The 14,552-nt window shown below is 41.3% G+C and carries 13 protein-coding genes; 9 read left to right on the forward strand and 4 right to left on the reverse strand.

Annotation, left to right across the window (positions count from 1 at the left end; translation table 11 throughout):
- Nucleotides 1-29 precede the first annotated feature (29 nt).
- The 8 genes from purM to I6N90_RS14495 all read left to right on the forward strand — a co-directional run bounded on the left by purM (nt 30) and on the right by I6N90_RS14495 (nt 9,456).
- A complete protein-coding gene (gene purM / locus I6N90_RS14460) occupies nt 30-1,073 on the forward strand; it encodes a phosphoribosylformylglycinamidine cyclo-ligase (protein ID WP_197936305.1) in 1,044 nt (347 codons plus the stop codon).
- The gene (gene purN, locus I6N90_RS14465) at nt 1,073-1,684 is read left to right on the forward strand and encodes a phosphoribosylglycinamide formyltransferase (RefSeq protein WP_197936306.1); all 612 of its coding nucleotides are present in this window, start codon (nt 1,073-1,075) and stop codon (nt 1,682-1,684) included. Before purM ends, purN begins: the two co-directional genes overlap by 1 nt.
- 42 nt (nt 1,685-1,726) lie before the next feature.
- Complete coding sequence (gene purH / locus I6N90_RS14470; protein ID WP_197936307.1) at nt 1,727-3,274, forward strand: bifunctional phosphoribosylaminoimidazolecarboxamide formyltransferase/IMP cyclohydrolase; 1,548 nt, start codon at nt 1,727-1,729, stop codon at nt 3,272-3,274.
- A 35-nt stretch (nt 3,275-3,309) separates the two neighbouring features.
- Nucleotides 3,310-4,575, forward strand: a complete 1,266-nt coding sequence (gene purD, locus I6N90_RS14475) for a phosphoribosylamine--glycine ligase (protein ID WP_197936308.1) — start codon at nt 3,310-3,312, stop codon at nt 4,573-4,575.
- Nucleotides 4,576-4,843: 268 nt separating this feature from the next.
- The gene (locus I6N90_RS14480; protein WP_197936309.1) at nt 4,844-5,746 is read left to right on the forward strand and encodes a polysaccharide deacetylase family protein; all 903 of its coding nucleotides are present in this window, start codon (nt 4,844-4,846) and stop codon (nt 5,744-5,746) included.
- 29 nt (nt 5,747-5,775) lie between these two features.
- A complete protein-coding gene (locus I6N90_RS14485) occupies nt 5,776-7,227 on the forward strand; it encodes an FG-GAP repeat domain-containing protein (protein WP_197936310.1) in 1,452 nt (483 codons plus the stop codon).
- Between the two features lie 19 nt (nt 7,228-7,246).
- Complete coding sequence (locus I6N90_RS14490; RefSeq protein WP_197936311.1) at nt 7,247-8,050, forward strand: response regulator transcription factor; 804 nt, start codon at nt 7,247-7,249, stop codon at nt 8,048-8,050.
- Nucleotides 8,026-9,456: a sensor histidine kinase gene (locus tag I6N90_RS14495; protein WP_197936312.1), complete on the forward strand. Its 1,431-nt coding sequence runs from the start codon at nt 8,026-8,028 to the stop codon at nt 9,454-9,456. Before I6N90_RS14490 ends, I6N90_RS14495 begins: the two co-directional genes overlap by 25 nt.
- Here I6N90_RS14495 and I6N90_RS24815 read toward each other — a convergent pair.
- Nucleotides 9,425-9,574 carry a hypothetical protein gene (locus I6N90_RS24815; protein WP_232243000.1) on the reverse strand — a complete coding sequence of 50 codons (150 nt, stop codon included), beginning with the start codon at nt 9,572-9,574 and terminating at the stop codon, nt 9,425-9,427. The two genes, I6N90_RS14495 and I6N90_RS24815, sit on opposite strands and share 32 nt — an antisense overlap.
- Nucleotides 9,575-9,790: 216 nt before the next feature.
- On the opposite strand from I6N90_RS24815, the gene I6N90_RS14500 reads away from it, so the two are divergent.
- Complete coding sequence (locus I6N90_RS14500; protein WP_197936313.1) at nt 9,791-10,624, forward strand: alpha/beta hydrolase; 834 nt, start codon at nt 9,791-9,793, stop codon at nt 10,622-10,624.
- Nucleotides 10,625-10,693: 69 nt separating this feature from the next.
- Here I6N90_RS14500 and I6N90_RS14505 read toward each other — a convergent pair whose 3' ends face one another.
- The 3 genes from I6N90_RS14505 to I6N90_RS14515 are packed head-to-tail and all read right to left on the reverse strand — an operon-like array spanning nt 10,694 to nt 14,449.
- Nucleotides 10,694-11,848, reverse strand: a complete 1,155-nt coding sequence (locus tag I6N90_RS14505; protein ID WP_197936314.1) for a Ger(x)C family spore germination protein — start codon at nt 11,846-11,848, stop codon at nt 10,694-10,696.
- Nucleotides 11,845-13,344 carry a spore germination protein gene (locus I6N90_RS14510; protein ID WP_197936315.1) on the reverse strand — a complete coding sequence of 500 codons (1,500 nt, stop codon included), beginning with the start codon at nt 13,342-13,344 and terminating at the stop codon, nt 11,845-11,847. The genes I6N90_RS14505 and I6N90_RS14510 overlap by 4 nt, the downstream gene beginning before the upstream one ends.
- Entirely contained in the window at nt 13,325-14,449 is a 1,125-nt protein-coding gene (locus I6N90_RS14515) for an endospore germination permease (RefSeq protein WP_332262458.1), read from the reverse strand. The genes I6N90_RS14510 and I6N90_RS14515 overlap by 20 nt, the downstream gene beginning before the upstream one ends.
- Nucleotides 14,450-14,552: the final 103 nt, after the last annotated feature.

The raw sequence follows: 14,552 nt of genomic DNA on the forward strand, positions 1-14,552 counted from the left end.
ACTGTATATATAGAAGGAGATGACCCCAGGTGTCAGAAGCATACAAAAAGGCAGGCGTCGACATTGCTGCAGGCAATGAAGCGGTTGAACGGATGAAGAAGCACGTGAAACGGACTTACCGTCCAGAGGTAATGGCTGAGCTCGGAGGTTTCGGCGGATTGTTTGGCCTAAATAAGGACAAATATGAGGAGCCTGTGCTAGTATCTGGTACGGATGGCGTTGGTACGAAGCTTATGCTTGCTTTTGCTATGGATAAGCACGACACGATTGGGATTGACGCGGTTGCAATGTGCGTAAACGATATTATCGTTCAAGGCGCTGAACCGCTATTTTTCCTCGATTATTTAGCATGCGGCAAAGTTGTTCCTGAGAAAATCGAATCTATCGTTAAAGGCATTTCTGAAGGTTGTGTTCAAGCGGGTTGCGCACTAATCGGTGGGGAGACAGCTGAGATGCCGGGTATGTATTCCTCGGATGAATACGATATTGCAGGTTTTACAGTTGGTATCGTCGATAAGAAAAAAATGATTGATGGTTCAACAATCGCACCGGGCGATGTTGTACTTGGTTTTGCCTCCAGCGGTATTCACAGCAATGGCTTTTCTCTTGTACGTCGTTTGTTGCTTGAACAAGCGGGCTACAAGCTGGATCAACAATTCGAAGAACTTGGCGGAGCTAAGCTAGGTGATGTACTTCTTGAGCCAACTCGCATCTATGTGAAGCAAGCTTTGGCGCTAATTGAGAAAGTTACAGTTAAAGGTATGGCTCATATTACAGGCGGCGGCTTTATCGAAAATATTCCTCGTGTTCTTCCTGAAGGAGTTAACGTCGATATCGAGTATGGTTCATGGCCAATTTTGCCTATCTTCGAACTTATGCAACGTAAGGGTGAAATTACGAATCGTGACATGTTCACGACGTTTAATATGGGTATCGGTCTAGTTATCGTAGTACCAGCCGATCAAGCGGAAGAAGCGCTTCGTGTTTCCGCAGAACTTGGAGAGCAAGCTTACCGTATCGGTACAGTTACGGAAGGCAGCCGCATTGTGACGTTTACTGGAGCCGTTGTATAATGGCGGCTCTTCGCATCGCGGTGTTTGCGTCGGGACAAGGTACGAACTTCCAGGCGATTGCCGATTCAGTGCGAGAAGGGAAGCTCGATGTCACCATCGAGCTTCTTGTTTGTGACAAGCCGTCTGCTCCTGTGGTGGGGCGTGCAGCTAAGTCAGGAGTAGACGCCTTTGTATTCAAACCTAAGGATTATCCATCTCGCGAAGCTTATGAAGAGATAATTATTCAAGAGTTGCGTAAACGCCAAGTAAATCTTATTGTACTTGCGGGATATATGCGTATTTTGACACCAGTTATTGTAGATGCTTTTTTCGGTAAAATGATCAATATCCATCCATCCTTACTGCCATCCTTCCCAGGTATGAATGGCATTCAGCAGGCGTTCGAGCATGGTGTAAAGCTGACAGGTGCGACCGTACATTACGTTGATGGAGGTCTCGATAGCGGACCAATCATCGCACAGACTCCAGTTGAAATAATGGAAGACGATACGTTGGAATCACTAAGTCAGCGTATTCATACGGCAGAACAGAAGTTGTTACCAAGTGTAATCGGATGGATTGCCGCAGGCAAAGTAACGCTAAACGGCAGAAAAGTTTCTGAAGAGAAGTAATCCGTGCATTGTAGCTTCATAATTACAAAGGAGGGTATTTAGTTGGCTATTCGTAGAGCGTTAATTAGTGTGTCCGACAAAAGGGGTATTGTGGAGTTCTCTAGAGAACTAGCGAATCAAGGGGTGCAAATCATTTCTACAGGAGGTACGTTTAACTTGCTGCAGAAGGAAGGTGTTCCGGTTATCGGTATTTCTGACGTAACGGGATTTCCAGAAATTCTAGATGGACGTGTAAAAACGTTGCATCCAGCAGTACATAGCGGACTTCTTGCGATCCGTGATAATGAGGAGCATCAGAAAGTAATGCGTGAGCTTGGTCTCGATTACATCGATCTCGTTATCGTCAACTTGTATCCGTTCAAAGAAACAATAGCTAAACTGGATGTATCCTACGAAGACGCAGTTGAAAATATCGACATTGGTGGTCCGACAATGCTTCGTTCTGCTGCAAAAAATCATGCCTTTGTATCAGTAGTTGTTGATGCTAATGACTATAGCGCTGTCCTAGAAGAAGTAAAAGCTGATGGCGATACTACTCTTGCAACTCGCAAACGTCTTGCTGCTAAAGTGTTCCGTCATACTGCTTCCTATGATGCTCTTATTGCAAATTATCTTTCTAAGCAAGTAGGCGAGCCTTTACCAGAAACTTATACGGTTACTTACGAGAAGGTACAAGATTTACGTTATGGAGAAAACCCGCATCAGAAGGCTGCTTTCTATAGCAAACCACTTGCACCTACTGGCAATGTAACGACAGCTGAACAATTGCACGGTAAGGAGCTTTCCTACAATAACATTTCCGATGCGAATGCCGCGCTCTCTATTCTTAAAGAGTTTGAAGAACCTGCTGTCGTAGCAGTTAAACACATGAATCCATGTGGAGTTGGTATTGGGGCAACAATTCATGAAGCTTATAAGAAAGCGTATGAAGCAGATTCCACTTCAATATTCGGCGGAATCGTGGCAGCTAACCGTACAATTGATGCGGACACAGCGGAACTGCTTGGCGGTATTTTCCTTGAAATAATTATTGCGCCGAACTTTACACCTGAAGCACTTGAAATATTAACGAAGAAAAAGAACATTCGACTTCTTAAACTTGGAGAAATGACTACGGCGGCTGAACGTAAGTCAGAATGGCTCGTAACATCAGTTGACGGTGGCATGCTCGTACAAGAAAGTGATGTTCATAGCCTGACAGAAGCTGATTTGAACATTGTAACTGACCGCAAGCCAACTGCTGAAGAGATGAAACAATTGTTGTTCGGCTGGAAAGTTGTTAAGCATGTAAAGTCGAATGCGATCTTGTTAGCGAAGGACGATATGACGGTTGGCGTTGGTGCTGGACAGATGAATCGTGTCGGAGCAGCCCGCATTGCAATTGAGCAAGCAGGCGAGAAGGCATCTGGCTCCATCTTAGCATCTGATGCATTTTTCCCAATGGGCGATACAGTTGAGCTTGCAGCTAAAGCTGGCATTAAAGCGATTATCCAACCAGGTGGCTCTATTAAGGACGAGGAGTCAATCGCAGCTGCGAACGCTAACGGAATTGCTATGGTGTTTACTAGCGTACGTCACTTTAAACATTAATACTGTAATCTTTTAATTCGGGGAGGTTTACGGATATGCGTATTTTGGTTATTGGCGGCGGCGGGCGGGAACATGCAATCGTGTGGGCGCTGAAGAAAAGTGAGAAAGTAACAAAGCTATTCTGTGCACCGGGTAATGCAGGTATTGCCCAGCTTGCAGAATGTGTACCACTAGCGGTATCGCAATTCGATGAATTAACTCGTTACGCAAAAGATACTGCTATTGATCTCGTATTTGTTGGACCAGATGATCCGCTTGCGGATGGTATTGTGGATGCATTCGAAGCAGCAGGTATTCCTGCGTTTGGACCAAACAAACTAGCGGCTGAGATTGAAGGCAGCAAAATTTTTATGAAAAACCTATTGAAAAAATATAATATCCCTACTGCAAAATACGAAACGTTCACTGATTACAGGGCGGCATTAACTTATTTGCGTCAACATTCGTTGCCAGCCGTTATTAAAACGGATGGATTAGCAGCAGGTAAAGGTGTAACTGTAGCAGCTACTTTAGAAGAAGCTGAAGCTGCACTTCGTGAAGCTATGGTAGATAAAGTATTCGGTAACTCGGGCAATCAAGTTGTTATCGAGGAGTTTCTAGAAGGGCAAGAAATGTCTATTTTAGCCTTCGTTGATGGTGAGACAGTGAAACCGATGGTTCCTGCACAGGATCATAAGCAAATCTTTGATGGAGATAAAGGACCGAACACTGGTGGTATGGGTACTTATTGCCCATTGCCGCACATTGATCCAGCTATCATCGAAGAGTCTATCGTGAGTATAATCATTCCAACTGCTAAAGCAATGGTAAGCGAAGGTCGTTCGTTCCGAGGTATTCTTTTCGCCGGACTAATGGTTACGAAGGATGGTCCAAAGACGATTGAGTTCAACGCAAGATTTGGTGATCCAGAAGCACAAGTTTTATTGCCAAGTCTGAAAACTGATTTGTTAGACATAGTACTTGCAGCGATGAACGGACAGTTAGGTAAGCTCGATATCGAGTGGAAGGATGAAGCGGCAGTTTGTGTTGCTATCGCTTCGGAAGGATATCCTGCTTCGTATCCGAAGGGCCGCGTCATTACAGGGATCTCCGAAGCTGAAGCGCAAGGAGCACTTGTATTCCATGCTGGGACAGCCGAGAAAGATGGCGAACTCGTAACGAGTGGCGGACGTGTTCTGGGTATCGTCGGTGTTGGACGAGATATAGCTGAAGCGCGTACTCGCGCATATGAGGCTGTTAGTGTAATTCAGTTCGAAGGTAAGCAAAACCGTACAGATATTGCGTCAAAAGCTTTAGTATAGATATCTCTAGTGTTAAATGTTACAAATGAAACTCTTTATCCAGGCCTCTCCTTCTATTAGGAGAGTCTTGGTAAAGAGTTTTTTTGCGAAACGAATCCTGTTTAGATATTTGTCAGTTCTTATCAATTATAAGAAGAGCTCTTATCATTGTTTTGTTATGTAAAGGCGGTTTCCGTCTAATAGGCACGAATAGTGTTACTAATTTGTAACTCTCTGAAACTACTATTCCGTTAAGATAAATCTATCAGCGGAATAGAAGGTGATTCAAATGGAAAAGGTTAAAAAGCGTCGTCGTAGAATGGCAGTGCTTATTGTATTTGCAGCAATTTTGGTATGGGTAGGAGGCTGTGCAACCGGTCAGTCAATGGGGTTGTCGGCACTAGTATCTATGGAAGACAAGGAAACCGCAGTTGAAGGAGATTCGGTTGTAGGTGGAGTAGTAGAAGGTAATACAAATGGCAGTGACGCTGATGAAATACCGAAAGATTCAAATAAGGATCAAGGTACAGACGAGCAGACTAAAAACGATGGTTCTAATCCGTACAAAGGCGACCCAGATGAAGATATCTCAGAAGAAACACTGAACCCAGATCATAATGAAAAACGTGTAGCATTAACATTCGACGACGGACCAGATACCCGATATACTACGGCTATTTTGGATATATTAAAGGAAAAAGGTGTTAAAGCAACCTTTTTTGTAGTGGGAACACAGGTTGAGAGGCATCCAGATATATTGCAACGGATGGTAGATGAAGGACATGAAATAGGCAATCATACTCAAACGCATAAAGATTTAAGAACACTATCGAAATCGCAAATTATATCCGAGATAAGTGAAACGGATAATGCAATAGAAGAAGTTTTAGGATTTACACCATCCATATTTAGAGCACCATATGGTGCACTTTCCAAAAAAGTTATGAATGTGCTTCACGAACATGATCGCAGACATGTTGGATGGACAGTAGATACACGTGATTGGGCAGGAACTTCTGTTTCTGATATGCGTGACATGATTCGAAATGAAACTAAACCAAATGGTATAATATTGATGCATTCGTTCGGAGGCAAACATATTATCAATACAGTAAATATGCTTTCCGGTGCAATTGATGATTTAGCGGAGAAGGGTTTCACCTTTGTTACGATAGATCAGATTCCGGAGTAAAAGCTATTTAACGGAAGGAGATCGGCTTATTGATGCAGGAACGATCACGATATCTCATATCCCGAATCTGGAATACGATTCGGATGAGTACGTTTCTTCTAGCATTGCTCGTTGTTCCGCTAATTATTTCTGGATGCAGCTATACAGCAGCACCTGCGGATTTATTACAGAAACCAGCGATTGATAAGGATAAAGAAAAGCTTGCAGAGTCGATTAGCAAGGCACTTCCTCAATATAGTGTACTAATGGTCCCTCATCGTGATGATTTCAAGGAGGCCATTCGAGTAATCGATTTAGATAGCGATGGGACAGAAGAAGCTGTAGTAAGTTACTATAATGAATACAGTACGCCAGAAATAATGGTGATGAAGCAAACGGAACATGGATGGAAGCAGTCGGTACTTATCGAGCAGCCACTTGCAAGAGACATTGCATGGCTAAGGATTACTGATATGGATGGTGACGGTAAATTTGAGTTTCTGACTGGTTGGATTGGTGGGTTTGATAGTCCTAATGTGTTAGAGGTTTATTCCTATAAAACGAAAGCGAGTCGAAATGATAAGGGAAGGTGGACACTTTCTCCAAATCAATCGATTCCTTATTATTTAGCGGATACAGGAGATTTAAATGGAGACAAGCTAACTGATCTTGTTGTTGTCGCTGAATCTGGAAGCAACGGTAAGATGAATAATCCGACGTTCGTGTTAATTACATACGAATGGAAAAACAATGAATTAGCAAAACAAATGAAGCTGAAACTTCCAGAAGACGTTAATTATTACGATCGTATGTTAATTGGAGGAGTATCAGCTGATCATCAAGGTATCGTTCTTGAAGGAAATACAGGTGCTCATAGTACATTAACATATATGTATACTTGGGAACGAAGCGGATTAAGGCTTGTATATCCTAATGTTGAATTAGGATTGGATGGGTTTAGTGCAACTCCAACAGCGAGCGCTGACATGAACAATGACGGAATTATTGAACTGCATTGGGTAAAAGAGCCCCCAACTAATGAAGGTGTTGCGTATGCTAATACGATATGGATCAATCAATGGATGCAATGGGATGGAAAGCAAGGTTTCAAAAAAATTGCTGAGCAGTATTTAGATCATACTTATGGGGTAATTTTAGATATACCAGATTCTTGGATTGGACATTATTCCATGCGTATGTCACCTGCATCTTCATATGGTATCGTTACTTTTGACTATTGGAATGAAGCAGAACAACTAACTGCCGAACTTGTAACTATGTATGTTGTTCCAGTCAAGCAATGGAAGGCAGTAGAGGCAGTTTGGAAGGAAGAAGAGCGACCTTATCGTATGTTGGCAACGGCAAGCGGTAATCATTATTTAGTATCATTCAAGGAAGAAATCCCTTCGGATTTACCGAATAAATGGCATGCCAAGTATGAAGAAATGGGTAAGGAAGTAACCCGACTTTCTTCGTACTTAAAGATTGAACAGGAAGATTGACGAGTGGCGGTGACAGTGAATGCGAATACTTTTGCTAGAAGATGAAGAATCAATTCGAGGATTTGTTCGAATTAATTTGAAGCGGAATGAAATGGAAGTAATAGAAGCAGAAAACGGTGAGGATGCTCTTGCATTTGCGGAATCAGAAGGACCATTCGACATTGCTCTGCTTGATGTTATGCTTCCTACCATTAGCGGCTTTGAAGTATGCGAACGTTTACGTGAACGATTTCCTCGTATGGGAATTATTATGTTAACGGCTAAGTCGCAAGAAGAGGATAAGATTCGTGGATTAGAGCTTGGTGCAGATGATTATGTTCAGAAGCCGTTTAGTCCAGGTGAGCTAATTGCGCGAATTAAATCATTACATCGCAGGATGAATGCTGAGCCTCAAATAATAGAATCTACGTCGGAGCAGGATTCTATTTCTGATTCCAATGATGAGCAATCGAACTCCAATTTAACTTCATCAAACTTCACTACATCGAATCTGACTGATAGAGACCATGCAATGGAAGTATGTAGTGGCCCATTTCGATTGTCCATTACTGAAAGGAAATTTTGGAAGGATGGCACCGAAATAATTTTAACACCTACGGAGTGGTCGCTTGTACGCCTCTTAATGGAGCGGGAGGGTGAAAGCATCAGTCGCGATCATATTTTGACTGAAGTGTGGGGAAGGTATTATGTAGGAGATCTTAAAGTTGTGGATGTTAATATTCGTAGAATCCGCCAAAAGATTGAACTGAATCCATCTGACCCATCCGTTTTGGAGACGGTATGGGGGTATGGGTATCGATGGAAACGGAGCGTGTCAGGGTGAGAAGCGTACAAACGAGAATGGTATGGAGTTACCTTCTTCTTATTGTGCTTGTCGTCAGCGTTCTAGGTGCAGCTTTTGCTACACTTATGTGGAATTATTATTACGGAAGTGCAAAGAGTTCGGTCGTGCAGCGTGTGGAATCTGCGATATCGCTTCATAGCCGTTCATTGTCTTCGCTCACCCTTCAAGATCAAGCAGATTATATGCTTCAGTATATGGTGGAAAGCGGATCAACACGTATCCAGCTTCTAAATAGTGAAGGTGAGATTCGTATAGATTCAGACGGCTTCTCGCCAAATATTCGTTATTCGACTGGGGATGTAAAGGCTGCTATGAATGGGTCTACTGGCAGTTGGACAGGTGAAGATCCATACTTTGGCGAACGGGTTATTTCAGTAACGATGCCACTTTGGAATGACTCAAGAGTTGTATCTATGCTTAGATATACGTCATCTCTTGAACGTGTTGATAGTATGGTACAGAAGATCATTCAAATGGCGACCTTTGTTGGATTCGCTGTAATTCTTCTATTTCTAGGATTAAGTATTTTTTTAGCACAACGAATCGTTAAACCTATTCAGGAGCTGACTCGTGCGGCACGTTACATGGCAGAAGGTGATTGGTCAAGGCGGGCGAATAAACGAGGTGATGACGAAATAGGGCAACTCGCAGAAACCTTTAATGCGATGGTTAGTGAGTTGAATAAACGTGAAAAGCTGAAAAATGATTTTATCTCTTCTATTTCCCACGAACTTCGTACTCCGCTCACATCTATTAAGGGATGGAGTGAAACACTTAAGGAAAGTGAACCAACTGAAGATGATGAGGAAGTAAAGCTTGGATTGTCTATCATAAGCAAGGAGACAGAAAGATTGTCTGGACTTGTGGAAGACTTGCTCGATTTCTCGAAGCTTTCGGCGAGGACAATGGAGTTACATACGGAAATGCTCGACTTGAATGGACCAGTTAAAGAAACGGTGCATCAATTAGCTGTCCGAGAGGAAGGGACGAGGGTTCGTTTGCTTGCAACGTTCGGAGTAGGTCCGATCTTAATACAAGGTGACGCAAACCGAATTAAGCAGGTCATCATCAATTTAATCGATAATGCTTTTAAGTTTACTGCAGCTGGAGGTACTGTTCGAGTAACAACTTCTGTTATAAGCGATAAAGCTGTTGTGATCGTATCAGATACAGGTAGCGGGATAGATGAAGATGATCTTCCTCACGTAATGGACAAGTTTTACAAGTCGAGCAATAGTTATGGCGGCTCTGGTCTAGGTCTTGCGATTTGCAAAGATATTGTTGAGCTACATGGTGGTGAAATTACGATTGATAGTGAGCGTGGTGTCGGTACAATTGTAAAAGTAACGTTGCCTATTCTTTATAAAACAGAAGTTTGCGATTAACAATAACGAAAATAACTGCGATAACGGCACCAGATGTTAACATGACCGACAACCAATGCACGGTTAGCCAAGTAATCCAAGCGGGCATATAACGACCTCCATTGATACTGGAACTCATTTTGAGGTCCAGTATTTTCATTTGATAAGTGTTTTTATATTTTGCACATCTTTGTATACGTTATTCAGATTTTTACCTGGACTATCTTGTTAAAGTGAGTAGGATAAAATTAGGAGGTAGTGATTGACAGCAAGTTTGATCGATGATATTCTTAAAATAATTAATTCATAGTATACAGATAGGAATTATCAAATATAGAATGCGGAGGATACATCTATGGAGAGACAATTAACGCTGAAGCATGAAGGCTTAGAGCTTGCAGCTACACTTCATTATCCTGCTTATGATAGCCATACAGAAAATACAAAGGATTCGGGAAAGAAACAGGCGATTATCATTTGCCATGGCTTTGTAGGGAGTCGTATTGGTGTCGATCGCTTGTTTGTTAAGACAGCTAGATCTTTAGCGGCACAAGGAAATTATGTTATTCGTTTCGATTATGGTGGTTGCGGCGAAAGCAACGGTGATTATGGTGCGCTTGGCTTCGACTCGATGGTAGACCAAACTAGAACGATTATCGATTACATCTCAGATATGGAATGTGTTGATCCAAGACGAATTGTATTGCTTGGACATAGCCTTGGCGGTGCTGTTGCGCTTATGACATCAGTAAAGGATAAACGTGTGAAGAGGCTGGTACTATGGTCGCCTGTTGCCTATCCATTTAATGATATTGTTAGGATTGTGGGTCGTGATAGTTACGATGAAGCGATTAAAACGGGAAGTACAGACCACGTAGGCTATTCACTTAAGCCAGTCTTTTTTGATTCTCTTATGCAACATCAACCGTTCCAATCGGCAACACGATTTGGCGGGGAAGTATATATCGTTCACGGGACTAGTGATGATCTCATACCTGTTGATTATAGTTTCTTGTATCAGAAGGTTTTTTGGACGCGGAGTGAAGGATTGTGTGATAAAGAAATTATTTTCCAAGCTAATCACACGTATTCCAGCAGTAGCCATCAAGAAGAAGCAATTCGAGTTACTTCCGAATGGCTCTCTGGTTTAGATCGCAAGCAACAAGACTGGCATCATTGGTCGATTTAATAAACCGATTAAGCGGTAAGTTAAATGGCAAAGGGCGATTTTAATGTAGTTCCTTTGCCATGTCAGTCGTTAGGAAGCAATCCGTTTATACTTTCCATTGTAGGTAATATTGATTTTCACCTCAAGCTTATCAATTGATTTATTATGAACGATTAAGGTTTTTCCGTTATTGGACAGCTTTTTCCACTGTTTTAAATTGTCATGTCTAAGTACATCCCCTAAGTTGTAAATATCGATTCCATTTTTTAGACCCTCTTTGTACACATTCACAATTTGTTTTTTTATGATTTCTTCCGCTAGTTGTGTCATTTCATGATAAGGCATAGGCTCATTGTATTCAAACATAGCCCCGTTATAACTGGCGATTATTTGAAAGGCGACATCATTGCCTTTCATGATTGACTTTATTTTTATTTTTGGGTCAGAAATGTTTAGATGAGCATATTCTGTTCCATCCCTTGCTACATTTAACGGCGCACGTTTCATCTCTTTTTGCATCCAATTATATCCAAAAAGTTTGGATCGGTTTAAATAGACACTTTTTCCTGTGGGTGATTGAAAATAAGCGCCTTTAATCATTAGAAGTGGCAAAGGTTTATCAGGTTGTTTCCATTGTTGTTTATTGACCCCGAGACTTGGAATAAAAGATGTAATAGCGGGTTCATTATATTGAGCAATATATTTGAATAGCAGAATCGGTGAAATGATTGAGTTTTGATTATAGTTCGGTTTTGGATCATGTAAGATCGAGAAAATAGGAGGTAGTTTAAATAAAGAGTTAGTTGAGAGAATGCTCTCAATAGGTTCTTTTGTCGTATATAGCCAAGTATTATAGCGAATATCGGGATAACGATTTAACATTTCTATAATAGATTTTCCTTGAGCTTGTAAAGCTTGCTCTGAAATAATTAGCGATGATAGATGACCCCAAGCAATGGTAACTTGTGCTGTGTTGTACAAATCATCTGTTGCAAGATTTAGTGTGCGCCCTTGCCCTTTTCCTAGATCGATGGAAGGACCAGAATCGCCGCCTCCACCGCTTGAATCAGATTTGGCTATCGTTGAAAACTTTAGCAGTTGTGCATGAACGATATATTGTCCATCTTTATAGTCGATGCCAAGCGCTTTTACATAACCTTTATGTTCAATATCAGAGGCATTCCAACAACCTGACAGCGTACAGGCTGAGAGTAGGAGCAGCATTAATTGAATATAATGTTTCAAGTTTCTGATCCTTTCTTGTTTGGATTTGGTGTTTTCAAATAGCTTGGTCTGCGTTTTCTAAGTTTGAGTGGTAATTTGAAGAAAGCACCAATGACTTCACTTAGATTCAGTGGGGCTGCAGGTGCTAAGTATGGAACACCAAAGGACTGAGTGTTTGCCAAATAAATGACAAACATAATAAACGATAAAATAAAGCCATACATACCCAGAGTAGCTCCTAGGATGAAAGAAGCAAAACGTAAAATAATCGTTGTGCTCGTTAAAGCTTGATTCACTAATGTAGACCCTGATACGACTGTAATTGCTGTAATAACGATCATAAGAGGCGATACTAATCCAGCACGAATAGCAGCGTCACCAATAATTAAACCACCTACCACAGTGAGAGTTTGTCCAATTGAGCTAGGTAGTCGTACTCCAGCTTCACGAAAAAGCTCCATTAAACACATAATGAAAAACATCTCCAGAGCGGATTCCATCGGTAGTCCGTGTCTCCCCATTGCTATCGTTGCAAGCAAAGAGTAGGGGACTTGATCAGCGTGGAACGTGCTGAAAGCGATATAAAATCCCGGAAGAAATATGGTCGTAAGTAGTCCTGTGAAACGGAGTACTCGACCGATATTTGCAGACATGATAGGGAAGTAAGCGTCCTCTGGCGATTTCATGAGCAAAAATAAATTAACTGGTGCAATGATCGCAGTTGGATTACCTCCCACCAAAATGATAAATCTTCCATTTAGCAAGCAATCTACTGCAAAGTCAGGTCTGCCGGTGTAATGCGTTTTTGGGAATAGAGCAAATGCACTTGGTGTTAGTTGCTCTTCTAAGTCTCCGGTTGAAATGATATGTTCGACATGGATATGTTCGATTTTACTCCGTATATGTGCGATGGCATCCGCATTTGCGATATTACTAACGTACAATAATCCAACTTCAGTTAATGATTTGCTGCCTACAGTGAAATATTCGCAAGCGAGTGTTACCGTTTTTAATCGTTTTCTAATGAGAGCTACATTAATACACAATTCCTCAATAAATCCATCCTTTGGTCCTCGGATGGATATTTCTGTTGCGGACTCTTGAGGAGTACGACCAGGTATTTTCGCAATATCGATTGCCCATATCGTTTGAAGCGATGGTAAACAAAATAATAATTGCCCCTCAAACACATGGGAAGCGAGTGCATCAGAAGTTATTTTATTGGTGTGATAATCATATGCGGTCCATTGTAAGGGTACTTCGCGATTGATTTCCTCTCGACGGATAAATTTTGTTTTCTCATAACATCTAAGAAGCTCTGGCATGATCGATTCGTAAATGATTGTTGTTTGCAACATGCCGCTGCAATAGATGAATATTGCAGGTACAGTAACTGGAGGTGTACCGAAATGATGTGTTTTAATGACGACGTCATCGCTAAGTCTGAATGAGGTGCGAAGTGTATGTTCATTGAAGAATTCACTTTGCTTATCAACATCAGGTTTGTCTACTTTCATTCGTTGTCGTCTCCCTTCGTTTGCTACGGCTCACTGCTATTGCGATTGTCAATAGTACTGTTATGGCAACAACATAAATAAGTAATCCTGGCATATGGTAACGTTGCAAGTACATGATTGTTTGATCGTCACGCCAAGGTATATAAGCGATAATGCCCATCAAAAGAGTAGTGACTGTAAGGCTGATTAATCGTCGATTAGGTTTTCGAATATCTAGCATGTCTGTAATTAAATATAAGCTTATAGAAACTCGTGCAAACGAGCCGCAGAGCCATTGATAAATGGACATAAAATCAACATGCTGAAGCAAATCTCCGAGGCTTAATATTTTCCATTGCTCAAAAGCAGTATCTCTTTGTTTTGCAGCCTCATCTGGTCCAAATTCAGTTATAGCGCCAATTGTAGGACCAATGGTCATACTGATAAGAAAAACCCCTAATACAATTAAATGCCACAATTTGATTTTACTTTTTAATTCGTGCTGAAATAGTAGCAGTATCCACAGTTCTAATAAACCAGCAATGACATAAAATACACCTCCCCAAGTAGGTAGCCAGCCTTCCTCTAAAATGGGGAACATTAAGCTATAATCTTTATATTTCATATTTGAAATAGAAACAAAGTAACCAAGGAAGATGACAAGCGGCAACAAAACGCTTGAAGTTAACGCTATTGAACGGATGCCTCCATAGGCCGCTAACAATGCAACACCAGCACCAGTGAATATAATAACGAGATAAGGAGTTTCATATATAAATGTAGCTGATGTCCACATTGACGTATCTTGTAATGTGTAAGTGCCGGAGATAAAGAGAATAAAGATTGCAGATATTCTGAATATCCAAGCTGGTACAATGCCAAATTGTCTTTGTATCCAGTCGGGTAATCTTTGATCTTTGATTTGCTTCAATATGTAAAACAAAGCAACCAACCAAAGTAAAAAGATAGGTGTTGCTATAATGACGGACAACCAGGAATCTCGACCGGATATGCCGAGAATGACGGGAATTGACATCACATGTGAAACAAGTCCAGTACTCAATATTAAGACGGAAAATGACATCCAAATCGTAATCGAGCTGCTTCCTCTGCTCAAATAAATCACCTATTCTCTATGGGAGATGGAGATATTATGTGCAACTTTTGGAATTTTAATCGAAATCTAAACATTTTATATCGAGACAACGTCTTATAACTATGATTAAATT

The organism is Paenibacillus sp. GSMTC-2017 (assembly GCF_016019935.1).
GTDB lineage: Bacteria > Bacillota > Bacilli > Paenibacillales > Paenibacillaceae > Pristimantibacillus.